Origin of the sequence: Kitasatospora sp. NPDC057692, assembly GCF_042799475.1 — a bacterium.
Lineage (GTDB): Bacteria > Actinomycetota > Actinomycetes > Streptomycetales > Streptomycetaceae > Kitasatospora.
In genome coordinates this window covers 39001-55698 of the sequence record NZ_JBHVIV010000062.1, presented here as the reverse complement: position 1 = coordinate 55698, position 16698 = coordinate 39001, and the positions used below count along the sequence as shown (strand labels likewise).

16 protein-coding genes and 1 tRNA gene are annotated in these 16698 nt (G+C 74.0%); 13 read left to right on the top strand and 4 right to left on the bottom strand.

Going from position 1 to position 16698, the window contains the following annotated elements:
- The 9 genes from ACFVFS_RS28950 to ACFVFS_RS28910 form a co-directional block, all read left to right on the top strand.
- Positions 1-96 (top strand): acyl-CoA dehydrogenase family protein (locus ACFVFS_RS28950; RefSeq protein ID WP_360021341.1); only part of this gene is annotated, 96 nt, incomplete at its 5' end.
- A 78-nt stretch (positions 97-174) separates the two neighbouring features.
- Entirely contained in the window at positions 175-933 is a 759-nt protein-coding gene (locus ACFVFS_RS28945; RefSeq protein WP_380627660.1) for a TetR family transcriptional regulator, read from the top strand.
- A gap of 165 nt (positions 934-1098) precedes the next feature.
- The gene (locus ACFVFS_RS28940; protein WP_380627659.1) at positions 1099-2619 is read left to right on the top strand and encodes a chloride channel protein; all 1521 of its coding nucleotides are present in this window, start codon (positions 1099-1101) and stop codon (positions 2617-2619) included.
- A gap of 379 nt (positions 2620-2998) precedes the next feature.
- Positions 2999-4258, top strand: coding sequence for an ATP-binding protein (locus tag ACFVFS_RS28935; RefSeq protein WP_380627658.1), 1260 nt, complete (start codon positions 2999-3001; stop codon positions 4256-4258).
- A complete protein-coding gene (locus ACFVFS_RS28930) occupies positions 4255-4656 on the top strand; it encodes a roadblock/LC7 domain-containing protein (protein WP_380627657.1) in 402 nt (133 codons plus the stop codon). The genes ACFVFS_RS28935 and ACFVFS_RS28930 overlap by 4 nt, the downstream gene beginning before the upstream one ends.
- Positions 4653-5036 carry a DUF742 domain-containing protein gene (locus ACFVFS_RS28925; protein ID WP_380627656.1) on the top strand — a complete coding sequence of 128 codons (384 nt, stop codon included), beginning with the start codon at positions 4653-4655 and terminating at the stop codon, positions 5034-5036. Before ACFVFS_RS28930 ends, ACFVFS_RS28925 begins: the two co-directional genes overlap by 4 nt.
- Positions 5011-5604 (top strand): ATP/GTP-binding protein, encoded by a 594-nt coding sequence (locus ACFVFS_RS28920; protein ID WP_380627655.1) that lies wholly within the window; start codon positions 5011-5013, stop codon positions 5602-5604. The genes ACFVFS_RS28925 and ACFVFS_RS28920 overlap by 26 nt, the downstream gene beginning before the upstream one ends.
- 8 nt (positions 5605-5612) lie before the next feature.
- Complete coding sequence (locus tag ACFVFS_RS28915; RefSeq protein ID WP_380627654.1) at positions 5613-6935, top strand: cytochrome P450; 1323 nt, start codon at positions 5613-5615, stop codon at positions 6933-6935.
- Complete coding sequence (locus tag ACFVFS_RS28910; RefSeq protein WP_380627653.1) at positions 6902-8020, top strand: tryptophan dimethylallyltransferase family protein; 1119 nt, start codon at positions 6902-6904, stop codon at positions 8018-8020. Before ACFVFS_RS28915 ends, ACFVFS_RS28910 begins: the two co-directional genes overlap by 34 nt.
- Positions 8021-8038: 18 nt before the next feature.
- On the opposite strand, the gene ACFVFS_RS28905 is transcribed toward ACFVFS_RS28910, so the two are convergent.
- Entirely contained in the window at positions 8039-9340 is a 1302-nt protein-coding gene (locus ACFVFS_RS28905) for a flavin-containing monooxygenase (protein ID WP_380627652.1), read from the bottom strand.
- 258 nt (positions 9341-9598) lie between these two features.
- Positions 9599-9683, bottom strand: a tRNA-Leu gene (locus tag ACFVFS_RS28900).
- 253 nt (positions 9684-9936) lie between these two features.
- Here ACFVFS_RS28900 and ACFVFS_RS28895 point away from each other — a divergent pair.
- From ACFVFS_RS28895 to ACFVFS_RS28885, 3 genes are all read left to right on the top strand, one after another.
- A complete protein-coding gene (locus ACFVFS_RS28895) occupies positions 9937-11280 on the top strand; it encodes a M20/M25/M40 family metallo-hydrolase (protein WP_380627651.1) in 1344 nt (447 codons plus the stop codon).
- 186 nt (positions 11281-11466) lie between these two features.
- A complete protein-coding gene (locus ACFVFS_RS28890; protein WP_380627650.1) occupies positions 11467-11706 on the top strand; it encodes a chaplin in 240 nt (79 codons plus the stop codon).
- A gap of 242 nt (positions 11707-11948) precedes the next feature.
- Positions 11949-12911: a chaplin gene (locus tag ACFVFS_RS28885; RefSeq protein ID WP_380627649.1), complete on the top strand. Its 963-nt coding sequence runs from the start codon at positions 11949-11951 to the stop codon at positions 12909-12911.
- 69 nt (positions 12912-12980) lie between these two features.
- Here ACFVFS_RS28885 and ACFVFS_RS28880 read toward each other — a convergent pair whose 3' ends face one another.
- Entirely contained in the window at positions 12981-13190 is a 210-nt protein-coding gene (locus ACFVFS_RS28880; protein ID WP_037846781.1) for a DUF5703 family protein, read from the bottom strand.
- A 331-nt stretch (positions 13191-13521) separates the two neighbouring features.
- Between ACFVFS_RS28880 and ACFVFS_RS28875 the strand changes: the two genes are divergently transcribed.
- A complete protein-coding gene (locus tag ACFVFS_RS28875) occupies positions 13522-14130 on the top strand; it encodes a hypothetical protein (protein ID WP_380627648.1) in 609 nt (202 codons plus the stop codon).
- 326 nt (positions 14131-14456) lie between these two features.
- Here the strand turns inward: ACFVFS_RS28875 and ACFVFS_RS28870 are convergent, their stop codons facing one another.
- On the bottom strand, positions 14457-16592 hold the full coding sequence (locus ACFVFS_RS28870) for a helix-hairpin-helix domain-containing protein (protein WP_380627647.1): 2136 nt from the start codon (positions 16590-16592) through the stop codon (positions 14457-14459).
- Positions 16593-16698: the final 106 nt, after the last annotated feature.

The following is a 16698-nucleotide window of genomic DNA, read 5'->3' as shown; positions in this document are numbered from 1 at the left end:
CCGCTGGAGCGGATGATGCGGGACGCGAAGATCACGCAGATCTACGAGGGCACCAACCAGATCCAGCGCATCGTGATGGCCCGCAACCTGCCGTAGTCCGCCGCCGCCCCGGGCACCCGGGCCGGCCGTCCGCGGCCCGGTCCGGGTGTTCGAGGCCGATGCTATGTTCCGGGAATGAGCGAGAAGGAAGAACAGGACCAGCCCATGAACGACGGGCACCCGAAGCCCGCGATGCGCGAGGCCCTGGTTGCCGCCGCCTTCGAGCTCTTCCTGGAACGCGGCTTCGAGCAGACCACGATCGACGACATCGTCTCGCTCGCCGGAGTCGGCCGGCGCTCCTTCTTCCGCTACTTCCCGGCCAAGGAGGACGTGGTCTTCCCCGACCACGAACGCGGCCTCGCCGACATGACGGAGTTCCTCGAATCCGGCAGCGGGGAGGAGGACCCGGTCCGGCACGCCGGCGACGCCGCCCGGCTCGTCCTGCGGATGTACGCCGAGCAGCCGTCCTTCTCCGTCCAGCGCTACCGGCTCACCCGCAAGGTCCCCGGCCTGCGCGCGTACGAGCTGTCGGTCGTCTGGCGCTACGAGCACACCCTCGCGCACTACCTGCGCGGGCGCTTCGCCGGGCGCCCGGACGGGCCGCTGCGGGCCGACGTGGTCGCCGCCGCGGTGGTCGCGGCGCACAACCACGCCCTGCGCGCCTGGCTGCGGTCGGGCGGCGAGAGCGACTGGGTGGCCGAGGTGGACCGGGCGATGTCCTTCGTCACCGACACCTGGGGCGAGCGCCCCGGTGGCGGCGCGTCCGAGGGCGCCGGGCCGGGGGAGCAGGACGACGTCGTGGTGCTGGTCGCCAGCCGCCGGGCGCCGCTGTGGCGGATGGTGCAGGGCATCGAGAGCGCCCTCGGGGACTCCCGGCAGATCCGCCAGGACTGACCCGCACGCGTCCCGCCGCCGGACGCCCCGCCCGCACTCACCCCGAAGGCGCAATCGGGGCGCGGCCCACCGGCGGTTACGTGCGGGCCCCCCGGGCGCGGGCGAGACTCGGTCGCAGGACGCGGCCGGAGCGGGACCGGCGCGGGAACGCGACGGAGGCGGACGATGCCCGAGCCGAGCGCTGGTCCGAGCGGCGGCGGCGACCCGACGCCGACGGCCGGGCCCGTCCCGACGACCGGGTCCGCCCCCGGGACGGAGCCCGCCCCCGAGCCGGAGCCCGCCCCGACGACCGGCGCCGGCCCCGTCGCGGGAGCGGCCCCCGGGCAGGCGCCCGCCCCGGGCCTGCGCCAGGTCCTGCTGACCAAGGGCTACCTGGGCCTGCTGCTGGTCTCCGCCCTGGTCGGCGTCCCGGTCTCGCTGGCCGCCTTCTGGTTCGTCGGCCTGGAGCACGAACTCCAGCACTGGGTCTGGGAGAGCCTGCCCGACGCCCTCGGCCACGACCGCGCGCCCTGGTGGTGGCCGCTGCCCGCGCTGCTGCTGGCCGGCCTGCTGCTGGCCCCGATCGTCACCCGGCTGCCCGGCCGCGGCGGCCATGTCCCGGTGGACGGCATGGGCGGTCCGCCGACCCCGCCGAAGGCCGTGCCGGGAGTCGTCCTCGCCGCCCTCGCCTGCCTGCCGCTCGGCGTGGTGCTCGGCCCGGAGGCGCCGCTGATGGCGATGGGCGGCGGGCTGGCGCTGCTCGCCGTCCGCCCGGCCCGCCGGGCGGCCCGCCCGCAGCTGGCCCCGGTGCTCGGCGCGGCGGGTTCGACGGCGGCGATCTCCACCATCTTCGGCAGTCCGCTGGTGGCCGCCGTGCTGATGATCGAGGCGGCCGGCCTCGGCGGGCCGCAGCTCCTGCTGCTGATCATGCCGTGCCTGCTGGCCAGCGGCGTCGGCGCACTGGTCTTCACCGGCTTCGGCCACTGGACCGGGCTGTCGATCGGTGCGCTCTCACTGCCCTCGGTGCCGCACAGCGGGGTCCCGGACGCGGGCGACTTCCTGTGGGGCGTGCCGGTCGCCGCCGCCGTCACCGCGGTCTGCGTGGCGGCGCAGACGCTGGGCCGCCGGGTCAAGGTGTTCACCACCGGCGATCCCGCGCGCGCCGCGGCGCCCCCGACCGCGCGGCGGATCGCGGTGCGCACCGTGCTGTGCGCCGTCGCGGTCGGTGCCTGCATCGCCGCGTACGCGCTGCTGACCGGCCGTTCGCCGCAGGAGGCGGCGCTCTCCGGCCAGGCGACGCTGGGGACGCTCGCCGCGGACCCGGCGGCCTGGTCGGTGTTCGCGCTGCTGATGCTGACGCTCTGCAAGGCGGCGGCCTGGGGTGTCGCTCTGGGCAGCCTGCGCGGCGGTCCGATCTTCCCGGCGGTGCTGATCGGCGCCGCCCTCGGGCTGGCCTGCGCCCCGCTGCCGGGCCTCGGCACGGCGTCGGGCCTGGCGGTCGGCCTCGCCGCGTCCGCCACGGCGGTCACCCGGCTGCCGGTCACCAGCACGGTGCTGGCGACGGTCCTGCTCGGGGCCGAGGCGCCCAATCTGCTCCCGTTGCTGCTGGTGACCGCGGTGACGGCGTTCGTCGTCGGCGAGCTGGTGCGCGGCCTCAGCGAACGGCGGGCCTCCCGCCGGCCGGCCCCGGCGGTCACGCCCCGCTGAACCCGCTGAACCCCCTGAACCCTACGATCGTCCCGTCGCGCTGAACCCGAGCGCGGGCGTGCCGCGTTCCATCAGCAGCGGGAGCAGGGCGTTTGCCCGCGGTGACATGGTCTGGTCGAATGGGCGCCGCAGCGCTCGGCGCGCGGTGTTCGTTGCGGAGCGAACTGAGCGCACGTCAACTAGACGGCCCTGGTAGCGGGCTGCGGAGGGGCGTTTCATCCGATGATATGATCACGGCGCTTGCCGGGGGGATCGGGCGGGTGTGAGACGGAATGTTCACCGGACAGTCCGGGCGGCGACCCCGACGCGGACGTCCGCCGGTCCACCCCGCTTTGACGGTAATTCAGCAGCTGGCCTCCACTCTCCCGAAGAGAGTCCTATGACGCATTCCCTGCAGAATCCCATTCTTTGGGCTCTTCTCGTTGTCCTCCTCGGCGCAATCGCCGTCATTGTCCTCCAGCGCCGGGCGGCAGCCTCGGTACGTGAGGAGGCCGAGGGGCTCAGAGCCCACTACGCCGCCTTGGAGAGCGACTTCGCGCAATCCGTCGAGGCGGCTCACGTGCGTGCCGACGAGGAGACCAAAACCGTCCTCAAGTCCGCCATGCGAACCCTTCAGGGCCTCGCCGCCGAACAGCAGCTGGTCGTGTCCCGGCTGCAGACCAAGTACGGCGACTCGGTCATCCTTGAGGACCTCCTGGAGATCGACCACACGAATTCGCAGTTCGGGCGGCGTGCCCAGTCGATCGCGGTCCTGTGCGACGGCTGGCTCGGCCGGCAGCGCGAGGTGGCGTCGATCTACGACGTGGTCCGCAGCGCGCAGGGCCGCATCCGGCACTTCCGGCGGGTGGAGATTCTCTCCCAGGTCAATTACGGAATCACCAGCCGGGCCGTCGAACCGGTGGCGCTGGCGCTCGCCGAACTCCTCGACAATGCTACCAGTTATTCCAGCCCCGACACGATGGTGGAAATCAATATCCGCACCGTGCCGAAGGGTATTTGCATCGTCGTCGACGACGCCGGTATCGGCATGAACGACGAGGAGCGCACCCGGGCGGAAAAGCTGCTGTCGAGCGAGCGGGTCTCCGGCGTCTCCTCGCTCGGAAATCCGCCGCAGTTCGGTTTCGCGGTGGCCGGTGTCCTCAGTGAGCGCTTCGGCTTCGAGACCTCGGTGGATTCCTCCTCGCCCTACGGCGGTGTCCGCGCGGTGCTCCTCCTGCCGCACGAACTCCTCACCGCCATGCCGGAGCAGAAGCCGGCCCCGGCCGACCCCGTCGGCGGCGAGGCGGTCCGCAACCCGTTCGAGGCCGCTCCGGTGGCGGCCGCGACCGGAGCCGACGGCCTGCCGAAGCGGCGCCGCAAGCGGCCGATGTCCGTCGTGCCGGCCGAGCCGGTCCCGGTCGGCGCCCAGGCTCCCGTCGCCCAGGACTTCGGTGCTCAGGGGCTGGGTGCCCAGGGCTTCGGCGCGCCGGCCCCCGGTGCTCCGGCCCCGGCGGCACCGGCCCGCTCCGGCGCGGAGACGGCGGCGATCATGGGCGCCTTCCAGCGGGGCACCCAGTCCGGCCGGGCGACGAATCCGGCCGCCGCCGAAACGACGAGCAGCCCAACCGCTGCGAGCAGTGAAGGACATGAGTACCCGTGAACAACGATCTGTCATGGATGCTTGACAGCGCCCTGGAGATCCCCGGCGCCCTGCACGCGGTCCTGATATCCGCCGACGGCCTGCTGATGGCCCGGACGAAGGAGATCGGCAAGGACGACGCGGACCGGGTCGCCGCCGGGATGAGCGGGGTGCAGTCGCTGAGCCGTTCGCTCGCGTTCTTCTGCAACGGCTCGCAGCAGCAGTGGCGGCAGACCCTGGTCGAGTTCGACGGCGGGTGGGTCTTCCTCATCTCGGCCGGCCAGGGCGCCTACCTCGGTGTCTCGGCCTCCCCGGACGTCGACATGGCGGACATCACCTTCCGGATGCAGCAGCTCGTCGGCCAGCTCGGCAAGGCGCTCATGGCGCCCCCGCGCGAGAGCCTGGGCGCGCGCCCATGACCACCCCCGGTGAGCAGGCGCACGACGCCGCCCCGCCCCTGGTGAGACCGTACGTCATCACCAAGGGGCGGGGGCTGCCCGACGACGAGCAGCTCTCCCTGGTCACCCTGGTCACGGCGGCGGGCGACGAACAGCAGCGTCCGACCCGCCGGCTCTCCCCCGAGGAGCAGGGCCTGCTCGAGTTATGTGCCGCGGGCTACCTCACGGTGGCCGAGATCGCCGGACACACCCGGCTGCCCCTGGGCGTGGTGAGGATCCTCCTCTCCGCCCTCACCGAGGGCGGCTACCTTCTCGTCCGCCCGCCCGTCGCGCGTGCCGTCCAGGTGGACACGCGAATCCTCCAGGAGGTGCTGAATGGACTTGAGGCCAAGTTTGGATGAGCGGGCCTACGTTCGCGACGGAGCCAATCAGACCGCCGTGAAGATCCTGGTCGTCGGGCACTTCGCGGTGGGCAAGACCACCTTCATCGGCTCGATCTCCGAGATCACCCCGCTCTCCACCGAGGAGACCATGACGCGGGCCGGGGAGGCGGTCGACGACCTCAAGGGGGTCCGGAGCAAGACCACCACGACGGTCGCCATGGACTTCGGCCGCCTGACCCTGAGCGACCGCGTCGTGCTGTACCTGTTCGGCACCCCCGGGCAGTTGCGCTTCGTGCAGATGTGGGAGGACATGGCACGCGGCGCGCTCGGCGCGCTGGTGCTGGTCGACCCCGACCGACTGGCGGACTCCTTCGCCGTGATCGACTTGATCGAGCAGTACGGGCTCGACTACGCGATCGCCGTCAACCGCTTCGACGGCACGCCGGTCTACCAGGAGGCCGCCCTGCGGGAGGCGTTGGACCTGTTGGACGACACCCCCGTGGTCACCTGCGACGCCCGCGACGAGAAGTCCTCCGCCGACGCATTGATCAGACTGGTCCGTCACTTGCTGGACCGTGTCCACTAGGAGCAGACATGGACGCTGAGTCCACCACCCTCGTACCCCCGCCGGGGTGCCCCGCCCACGGCACCGGCGAGCGGATACCCCTGTACGGGTCGCAGTTCGCCGCCGACCCGCAGGCCTACTACGCCTACATGCGCCACTTCGGCGCGACCACCCCGGTCGAACTCGCCCCGGGCGTCGAGGCCACCCTCGTCACCGACTACACCTCCGCGCTGCAGCTGCTGCAGGACCCGGCCTCGTTCCGGAAGGACTCCCGCCGCTGGCGGGACCTCAACGAGGGCCGGATCCCCGCCGACAGCCCGGTCCTGCCGCTGCTGGCCTACCGGCCCAACTGCATGTTCAGCGACGGGGTCGAGCACCTGCGGCTGCGCCAGGCCGTCACCGACAGCCTCGCCCGGATCGACACCCGCCGGCTCACCCAGCGGATCGGGCAGATCTCCGACTACCTCATCGCCCAGTTCAGCTCCCGCGGCTCGGCCGACCTGGTCGGTGAGTACGCCAAGCAGCTGCCGCTGTTCGTCTTCAACGAGCTCTTCGGCTGCCCGGCCGACATCGGCGACCGGGTGATGTTCGGGATCTCCGGCATGTTCGACGGCGTCAACGCCGCCCGGGCGGCCGACGTCCTGCTGCAGGCCGCCGCCGACCTGGTGATCCTCAAGCGGAGCAGGCCCGGCGACGACGTCACCTCGTGGCTGATGCAGCACGAGGCGGGCCTGGACAACGAGGAGATGGTCCACCAGCTGGCCCTGCTCCTGGGCGCGGGCGCCGAGCCGCTGCGCAACCTCATCGGCAACACCCTGCACCGGCTGCTCACCCAGGACCAGTACGCCCACAAGGGCGGGCTGATCGCCGAGGCGCTGGACGACACGCTGTGGGGCAACCCGCCGCTGACCAACTACGCGCCGCACTACGCCGCGGCCGACATGGAGTTCGCCGGGGCGAAGCTGGAGGCCGGTGAGCTGGTGCTGGTCAGCATCGCGGCCGCCAACGCCGGCGGAGCCGGCAGCAACCGGGCCCACCTGGCCTGGAGCGCGGGCCCGCACGCCTGCCCCTCCAAGGAGCCCGCCCGGCACATCACCGTGACGGCCATCGAGAACCTGTTCAACCGGCTGCCCGACATCGAACTCGCGGTGCCGGCGGACAGCCTGACCTGGCGTCCGGGCCCGTTCAGCCGGGCGCTCTCGGCGCTGCCCACCCGGTTCACCCCGGTCCAGGAGGCGCCCCGGCCCGCCGCCGCGGCCCGACCCGCCGCACCCGCCCGGGAGGAGCACGCCGGGGCACCCCGCAAGGAGCGCGGACTGTGGAGCTCCTTCCTGAGCTGGCTGGCCAAGTGACCGGCGACCCGGAAAGACGGGGCGTCCCGACACTCGGGGAGTTCACCGCGGGTCAGCTGTGGCGGCTGTGCGAGGTCGCGGGCCTCGGACCGGAGGACGCGCGGACCTACGCGGACGTCCTCACGTGGGCGTTGGGACCGGAGGCCGGACGGCGGCTCGACCTGCCGCCGTCCGGCCGGACCTTCCTGTCCGACGACCACACGCCGGTGGAGTACTCGCTCGCCTTCCGGCCGGACGGCCCGCCCGACCTGCGGGTGCTGCTGGAACCCGGTTGCGGTGCCGGCACGCTGGAGGAGAACGGCCGCGCCGGACTGGAGGCCGTCCACGCCATGTCCCGGCGGTGGGGGTTCGCCACCGCCTGTCTGGACAAGCTGGAGGAGCTGTTCCTGCCGCCCTCCCCGCAGGGCCCGCTGGCCCTGTGGTGCGCGCTGGAACTGCGCCCCGGCGGCGTCCCCCGGGTCAAGGTGTACCTGAACCCGGCCGCCCGCGGCGCCGCCCGGGCCGGTGCGACGGTGCGCGAGGCGCTGGACCGGATCGGCCACCACTGGGCGTTCGAGGGCCTGCCCGAGGGGGACGGCCACCCGTTCCTCGCCCTGGACCTCGGCGACTGGGAACTGCCCCGGGTCAAGGTCTACGTCCGCCACTCCGGCCTGCCGGCCGCCGCGGCCGGCGAGCTGTCCCGGATGCCCGACGGGCCGCCGGCGGCCCTGCTCCGGGAGTTCGCCGCCACGGCGGCCGGGACCGGGCGTGCGGACGCCCGGCTCTCGGGCCTGCCCGTCCTGTCCTGCCACGCCTTCACCGACCCCGCGGCCGACCTGCCGAGCGGCTTCACCCTGCACGTCCCGGTGCGTGACTACGTCCGGCACGACGGCGAGGCCCTGGACCGGGCGGTGGACCTGCTCTCCCGGCACGGCATGGACCCGGACCCGCTCGTGCGGGCCCTGTCCGCGCTCACCGAGCGGCGGCCGCAGGACGGCGTCGGGCTGATCGCCTACCTGGCGCTCGCCCACCAGCGCGACTGTCCGCCCCGGATCACCGCGTACCTCTCCGCGGAGGCCTACACCGTCCGGCCGCCGACCGGCTGACCGCCGCTCGGGCAGGGGCTACGACGTGCGGAGGTCGCGCACGTACGGCGCCACGTCGATCTGGATCGAGGGGCCCAGCCCCTGCCCGTAGCGCGCGGCGACGCCGGCCAGGTAGTCGTCGATCTCCTTGCGCATGACGTCCTCGGCGGGAAGCCCCTCCTCGCCGCCGACGAGCCGCGCGACCCAGTCCGCCTGGGCCTCCAGGGCGCGGGTGATGGCCCCCACCGGGCGGATCAGGCCGACGAAGTACAGCCCCGGCCGCTCGGGCACCACGATCCGCCGGTACAGCTCCACCCGGCCGCTCGGGCCGACCGGGCAGTCGGCGGGCAGGTACGGGTAGGACATCCGGTAGCCGGTGCACCAGACGACCGCGTCGGCCTCCACCGCCGAGCCGTCGGTGAACCGGACCAGGTCGCCGCGGAAGGACTCGATCTCCGGTTTCGGGGTCACCGCGCCGTGCCGGATCCGGCTGAGGATCTCGTCCGAGATCGTCACGGCGGAGGAGAAGATCGGGTGGTCGGGCTCGGGCAGGCCGTAGTCCGCCAGCCGGCCCCGGGCGACCAGCAGGGCCTGCTCGATGTACTCGCGCCGCTCGGCCAGCGACATGCTCGTGAACCACGGCAGCTCGGCTATCACGTCGCACGATATGCCGTAGAGCTGTTTCGGGACGACGTGCAGCCCCCGGCGGACCGACAGCACGGTGCGCGCGGCGTGCCGGGAGAGGTCCGAGGCGACGTCCACGGCGGAGGCGCCGAGGCCCACCACGACCACCCGCTGCCCGCGGAACTCGCGGCCCTCCTGGTAGTCGACGGCGTGCAGCATGCGGCCGGTGAACGACTCGGAGCCCTCCGGTACCGGGTCCGGCAGCAGCGGCTCCGCGTTGGCGCCCGAGGCGACGACCACCCGGGCGAACCGCCGGGTGGTGGTGACCCCGTGCGCGTCCCGGCTGCCGACCAGCCAGGACCCGTCGAAGTCCGGCCGGACCGACAGCACCTCGGTGCCGAACTCGATGCGCGGCGACAGGCCCGCCCACTCGGCGAAGGCCCGCAGGTAGGCGGCCATCTCGTCGTGCCGGGGATAGGTCGGATAGGCGTCCGGCATCGGGAAGTCGGCGTAGCCGGTCAGTTCCTTGGCGGTGTTCAGGTGCAGGGACCGGTAGCCCGGCCCGCGCTCACCGGCGGCGGGCCCGCGCCAGATCCCGCCGACCTCCGGAGCCCTCTCCAGGCAGACGAAGTCGATGCCCCGCACCGCGAGCGCGTGCGCGGCGGCCAGGCCCGACAGCCCCGCGCCGATGACGCAGACCCGCTCGGCTCCACGCACGTCAACGGCATACGACCCACCCGGGAAGTTCCCCACGGAACACCCGCCCTTCCCCTAAACCGGCATGGACACCCCCGTTGGCACCACCCCTCGGCGGGGCGGCGCCGACAAAGTAAACCTCAGGTCACGGCGGGCGAACAGTGACCAACGGCGTACAAAAGGTGCGCCGACGGGAAACAGTCAGGGCAAAAGCGGACGGAAACGGGCGGAAGGGCAACACGAAAAGCGGGCCAGGATTTCTCCTGGCCCGCTCAGCGGTGTCCGAGGGGGGACTTGAACCCCCACGCCCGATAAAGGGCACTAGCACCTCAAGCTAGCGCGTCTGCCATTCCGCCACCCGGACGGGGTGTTGTCCTCGCGGCTTCCTTCTGTTCGTCGGCCGCGCTGACAGATGTAACTGTAGCAGTGATCGGCTTCCGGCCCCAAAACGGCTCCGGACGGGGGACCGCAGGTTGCGGCGGTGTGTCGGCCCGTTTCGTGGGGGTGGATCCGGGTCGGGGGCTGGGAGAGGATGGTCGGACGTGCTCGTGCGACCCGGGTGGAGGTCCCGGGGGTGGCGCTGGGGCGCCGGTGCGGGCTGGAGACGAGGAGTGACCGTGAGCGAGCGGAGCGAGTCGGCGGAGCGTGCGGCGGCGCCGGGGGTGACGGGCGAGTCCGAGGTCGCCGACCTCTGTCGCGACCTGATCCGGATCGACACCAGCAACTACGGCGACGGCTCCGGTCCGGGGGAGCGCAAGGCGGCCGAGTACGTCGCCGAACAGCTCGCCGAGTTCGGCCTCGAACCGCAGATCATCGAGTCGGCCAAGGGGCGGGCGTCCACCGTGGTCCGGATCGAGGGCGAGGACCGCTCGCGTCCGGGCCTGCTGATCCACGGGCACACCGACGTCGTGCCGGCCAACGCCGCGGACTGGACGTACGACCCGTTCTCCGGCGAGATCGCCGACGGCTGCGTCTGGGGACGCGGCGCAGTCGACATGAAGGACATGGACGCGATGACCCTCGCGGTCGTCCGCGACCGGCTGCGCACCGGCCGCAAGCCCCCGCGCGACCTGGTGCTGGCCTTCCTGGCCGACGAGGAGGCGGGCGGCACCTACGGCGCCCGGTACCTGGTGGACAAGCACCCGGGCCTCTTCGAGGGCGTGACCGAGGCGATCGGCGAGGTCGGCGGCTTCTCCTTCACCGTCAACGACCGCACCCGGCTCTACCTGGTGGAGACGGCCGAGAAGGGCATGCACTGGATGCGGCTCACGGTCGAGGGCCGGGCCGGGCACGGCTCGATGGAGAACGACGACAACGCCATCACCGAGCTGTGCGAGGCGGTCGCCCGCCTCGGGCGCCACCAGTTCCCGCTGCGGATCACCAAGACCGTGCGGGCCTTCCTGGACGAGCTGTCGGACGCGCTCGGCGTCGAGCTCGACCCGGAGAACATGGACGAGACGCTGCGGGTGCTCGGCGGCATCGCCAAGATGATCGGCACCACGCTGCGCAACACCGCCCAGCCGACCATGCTCGGCGCCGGCTACAAGGTCAACGTGATCCCCGGCCAGGCCACCGCGCACGTGGACGGCCGCTTCCTGCCCGGCTACGAGGAGGAGTTCCTGGCCGAGCTGGACAGTGTGCTCGGCCCGCGCGTGAAGCGCGAGAGCCTGCACTCGGACAAGGCGATCGAGACGAGCTTCGACGGCGCCCTGGTCGAGGCGATGCAGACCGCGCTGCGCGCCGAGGACCCGATCGCCCGCGCCGTGCCGTACTGCCTCTCCGGCGGGACGGACGCCAAGTCGTTCCAAGACCTCGGGATCCGCTGCTTCGGCTTCGCCCCGCTGCAGCTGCCGCCGGAGCTGGACTTCGCCGGGATGTTCCACGGCGTGGACGAGCGGGTGCCGGTGGACGGCCTGAAGTTCGGTGTGCGGGTGCTGGACCGGTTCATCGACGCCTGCTGAGCGCCCGGCGACGGCCCGCTCCCGGACGGTCCGGGAGCGGGCCGTCGCCGTTCCGACAGATCGATTTCCTGTTCGTCGTATCACCGGTCTGGGTGAAGGCGGGCTTCCCTCCGTACCCCGTTCGCCGCAACGTCGTTGCTTCCTCCGAGGGCCCGGAACCGATATCCGGGTGTTCATACAGGAGGAATGATGAAGGTCAAGAAGATCGCCGCCGTGACCGCCGCCGCCGGCGGCCTGGTGCTCGCCGTTTCGGGTGTCGCCTCCGCCCACAGCGGCGCCGAGGGCGTGGCCGCCGGCTCCCCGGGCGTCCTCTCCGGCAACCAGATCCAGATCCCGGTGCACATCCCGGTCAACGCGTGCGGCAACACCGTCAGCGTGATCGGCGTGCTGAACCCGACGTTCGGCAACACCTGCTTCAACGTCTGAGCCCAGATCGGTCGTTGGGCCGGCCCCCGGGCGGCGTGCGCGCCGTACCGGGGGCGCCTGTTTTTCCGGCGCGCCCTGCGCCCGGTCCATGGGCCCACTCGAAAGGGTGAATGGGGGATCCGTCGGCCAACCTCCCGGCGGATTCCTTCGTTTTCTCCCATGCAGCCGAGGACCTCTCCACCCAATCGGTAATTCCGACTTTCGGAGGGTCGTCACGTCGTCTCAAAATGTCAGGGGAAAATATGAGGAACGCAGCCAAGAAGGGGCTCCTCACGGCCGTGGCCACCGGCAGTGTGCTGGCCTCGACCGCCGGTTACGCCTACGCGGGCGCCGGCGCGGAGGGTGTCGCGGCAGGCTCGCCGGGTGTCGCCTCCGGCAACTCGGTGCAGGTGCCGATCGAGGTGCCGATCAACGCCTGCGGTAACACGGTCGACGTGATCGGCTTGCTGAACCCGTCCTACGGCAACACCTGTGCCAACGCCTCCGGGCGTCCCGGCGGCGGCGCCCACACGGGCGGCGCGCACACCGGCGGCGGCCAGTCGGGCGGTGCCCACACCGGTGGCGGCCAGCCGGGCGGAAGCCAGGCCGGAGGCGGCCAGGCCGGTGGAGGCCAGTCGGGCGCGGGCCAGTCGGGCGCCGGTCAGGCGGGTTCGGCCGCGTCGGGTGCGGCCGCGGCGGCCGCCGCCACCTCGGGGGCCGCGGCCGCCGGCACGGCGACCGGCTCACCCGGCGTGATCTCCGGCAACAGCGTCCAGGCCCCGGTGCACGTCCCGGTCAACGCCTGCGGCAACTCCGTGGACGTGGTCGGCGCGCTCAACCCGGCGTACGGCAACACCTGTGTCAACGCGGCCGCGCCGGCACCCGCCAAGCCCGCCGCGCCGGAGGAGGACTGCCCGGAGGAGCACGCCCCGCACAGCGCGCCGCCGCCCGTCGTCACCCCGCCGGTCACCCAGAGCGCGGCGGAGTCCGTGCAGGGCGCCCCGCGAGCGGGCGGTCCGGCCGAGGCCGCTCCCGTCGCGCAGAACGCCGGCCCGGCCGAGGTGAGCCAGGCCGCCGCGCGCACCGGCGGCCCGGCCGTCGCGGAGGCCGGCCACCAGCTGGCCGCCACCGGCGCCGGCAACACCGAGCTGCTCGGCGCGGCCGGCCTGGCCCTGCTGCTCGGCGGCGGCGTCCTCTACCGCCGCACCCGCGCCGGCGCCCGCTGAGCCCCTGGGCACGGCGGACATCCCGGAAGTACCGGACGCGCGGCGGGCCGACCCGCCGCGCGTCCGCGGTCACCAGCTCCGGACCTGCCGGATGATGCGCCGGCGCAGCAGCACCGTGCGGCTGCCGTCCGGGAACAGGCGGAGCCTGTCCAGTTCCCAGTGCCCGTACTCGGCGTGATCGGTGAGCAGTTGGCGTGCCGCGTTGCGGGACGTCCCGCGCGGCATGCGCAGCGACTGGTACTCGTACTCCGGCTGGCGGACCGGCTTCGGTGGGGTCAAAACGCTCCTCCTGGGGGACGCCTGCGGGCAAGCCTACGGCCTGCCTCCGACAACGGGCCCGGGGTTTTCCGGCCGCCCCGGCCCGAACCGCACTGACAGCGCATCAGTTCCGTTGCTCCTGCGGACGGCATACCCCCGGCGTGCCGCGCGAAGCGGTACCCGGACGGCCCGCGCGGACCGGGCGGGCGGGCGCCGGGCGCGCGGGGCCGGGCGGCACCCCGGGGGACAGACCCACGCGGAACGGACATCGCGGGGGAAGTTGCGGTGAAATCGCGGGTGTAGGTGACAACCGCTGTGCGTACCGGCACCGAGGGGAGATAGCGTCTGCTCCATGTCTGATGCCGCGCAGCCCACCATTGCCGAGGTACGCGCCGCCGCCGAGGCGGTCAAGGCCGCCATCGACCGTCATCTGGAAGCGGTGTCAAGCCACAGCGCAGCGGACGACGCCGCTGTGTCCACCGCCTACGAGCAGCTCGCGACGGCGGCCATCGCGTACGACCAACTCCTGTACGAGGTCTACGACGAGGTGACCCCCTTCGAGGTCCCCGGCGACGAGGGCCCGGGCGGGTACCACGGCCCGGAACAGCCCGAGGCGATCAGCGTGCTGATCCGCCGCGACTACCACGTCGTCGACCCGAAGCGGCTGCGCGCCCAGGCCGAGCGGCTGGACGATTCGCTGACCCCGGGCGGGGGCTCGGACGGCGGCGGGGTGAACGCCGCGATCGGCGTGCTGTTCGGCGAGTTCGAGCCGGACGAGATCGCCGCCCGCAGCGAGGAGTTCGGGCTGGAGGAGGCCGACTCCACGCTCTGGGTGGCGGCCACCGAGCCGAGCGAGCCGGGGGAGTGGCTGCCGGAGCCCTTCGAGCATGCGGATCCGCAGCTGCTGATCTGCCGGTTCGACGTGAGCGAGGTCTACGACGACGAGGACCCCGACGACTGACCCCGGCAGGGCCGCGCCGCCCGGGCCCCGCGCGACCCGCGCGCGGGGCCCGGGCGGTTCAGCCGGCGGCGGAGGCGGGGCGGAACGGGTGCTTCAGGCGCATGATTTCGGACGTTCCTCTCGGGGGACGACGGGCGCGGCGGTGCGCGCGGCGGGCGTCCTCCACCCTCCGCCGGGCCCCGGTCATGCGTCCAAGGCCTGCTTTCTACCGCAACCATGAGTTCTGTTCATGGCGGTCGGCCCGGAACGGCCGGAGGGCCCCCTCGGATCCGAGGGGGCCCTCCGGCCGTTCCGGCGTGCGTCGTGCGGCGCCGACCGCCGGGTCGTCAGGAGGACTCGGCCGCGTTCTCCGCGAGGATCGCCCGCAGCCGGGTGGTGCGCGGCGCGGCCGGGCGCTCGGCGACGGCCTGCGGCAGCGCCGGGCCGGCGGCGTGGACCACCGAGAGGTGGCGCTCGCCGCGGCCGAACGCCGTGTACACCCACTGCCGGGTGAGCGCCGTGCCCGCGTCCTCCGGCAGCACCACCACCGCGCCCGGCCAGCGGCGGCCGACGGCCTGGTGGACGGTCAGCGCCCAGCCGTGCCGCAGCTTCCCTGCCTCGGCGGGCGGGACGGTGCGGCGGGTTCCGTCCGCGTACTCCAGGTGCAGTCCGGTGGCGTCGCCGTCGACCACGCGGGCCGTCCGGGTGTGGCCGGGCGCGGGGGAGTCGACCACCCGGTCGCCCGGGTCGAAGCCGCCGAACCGGCCCGGGCCCGGGTTGAGCCGGGCCTTGGCGGCGGCGTTCAGCGCCCGGGTGCCGGCCCCGCCGCCGTGCCCGGGGGTGAGCAGCACGACCTGCTCGGAGGGGATGCCGAGGGCGCGCGGGATGGAGTCGGTGAGCAGCTGGATGGCGCGGTGGACGGCCTCCCCGGAGTCCTTGGCGGTCAGGATGACCACCTCCTTGTCGGGCGCCTCGACCGGCTGGAGCTCGCCGATCCCGACGCCGGAGACCAGCTCGCCGATCGGGCCGAAGTCGGGCGTGCGGGAGGCGACGGCCGGGCAGACCTTGGCGGCCAGCAGGTCGGCGAAGAACCGGCCGGGGCCGGCCGACCAGAGCTGGCCCGGGTCGCCGCTGAGCACCAGTCGGGTGCCGTCCGCCAGCGACTCCAGCAGGGTGGCGGCCAGTTCGACGTCCAGCAGCGGGGCGTCCAGCACGATCAGCAGGTCGAGCGCGAGCGTGCCGTCGCCGTCCCGGCCGGGGCCGGCCGTCCCGGCCAGCAGCTCGGCCAGCGCGGCGACCGGCGCGGGCGCGTCGGCGGGGGCGTCGGCGAGCGGAGCGAGCGCGGTGAAGGCGGCCCGGCCCTGGTCGGTCCAGGTGGCGGCCCAGGCCCGCAGGCCGAGGCCGGTGGCGGCGGCCAGCAGGGCGGCCGGTTCGGCGCGGGCGGCCTCGCCGCCGGTGTGCAGGACGAGCGCGCTCTCGGCGACGGCCCGGACCAGGGCGGTCGCGGAGGAGGACGGGGCGGCTGCCGCCGCGGCCTCCCAGGCGGTCGGCCCGGGCGCGGCGGGGGCCTCCTCGGCGGTCTCGGAGTCCTCGTCGGCCTCGGCCTCGGCGCCGCCGCCCTCGGCCTCCGCCGGGTCCCCGGTCGCGTCCTCCGCCGCGTCCTCCGCCGGGTCCTCGCCGGGGACGAAGGTGGACACCAGCCGGACCAGGCCCTCGGCGAGGCTCTCCTCGGCCAGCGCCAGCCGCTCCAGGGCGAGCAGGGTGCGGGTCGGCGGCTCGTCGTCCTCGCCGCCGCCCGCCGCGTGCGCCTCGGCACCGGTGAGCTCCTCCTGGAACGGCATCGCGTGGCCGTCGACCACGACGGCCTGCACGGCGGCCGCGCAGTCCGGCACACCGAGGCGCTCCAGCCCGGTGGTCAGCTCGCCGATCTCCACGGCCGAGTGGCCGCGCAGCGCGGCCTGCTCCAGCAGCCAGCCGACCAGCGCCTGGGCCCGCCGCTGGTCGCCGGGGCCGGCCTGCGGGCCGAGCAGGCCGCGGGCGAAGCCGTCCGCGTGCTCGGGACGGACGCCGGGCAGGGTGAGCACGGCCCACGGGTTCTCGCGCAGCTGCTCGGCTGCGCCGTCGCCGAAGGCCGCCACGGCGGCCGCGGCCAGCTGGGCCGGGGCGCCGCCCGCCGTCAGCACCTCGGTGGCGGCCTTGAGCGCCCGGGCCCGCTGCTCGTCGGTCACCGGCCGGTCGGACCGGGCCGCGGGGGCCTCGCCCCCGGCCGCCGGGCCCTCCTCGCTCCCGGCGGACCGGCCGACCGAGCGCACCCGCTCCGCCAGCGCCGCGACCGCCGCCGCCCGGTCCGCGCCCGCCGGGCCGTCCGACCCGTGCCGCTCCGGCGACCCCTGCCCGGGAACGGCGCCCGCGCCGCCGGCCGCACCGCCGCCGCCCGGGCCCGCCGAGGTCTCCTCGGGAGCGCCGTTCTCCGCGTCAGTCATCGTCCGCTCCACAAAAGCTCAACTCCACATGCTGGGCGCCGCCCGCCCCGTGCTGGGGCGGTCGGCCGGGTCGGGCCGGTCCGGGGCCGCGCGGGGCGGCCGGACC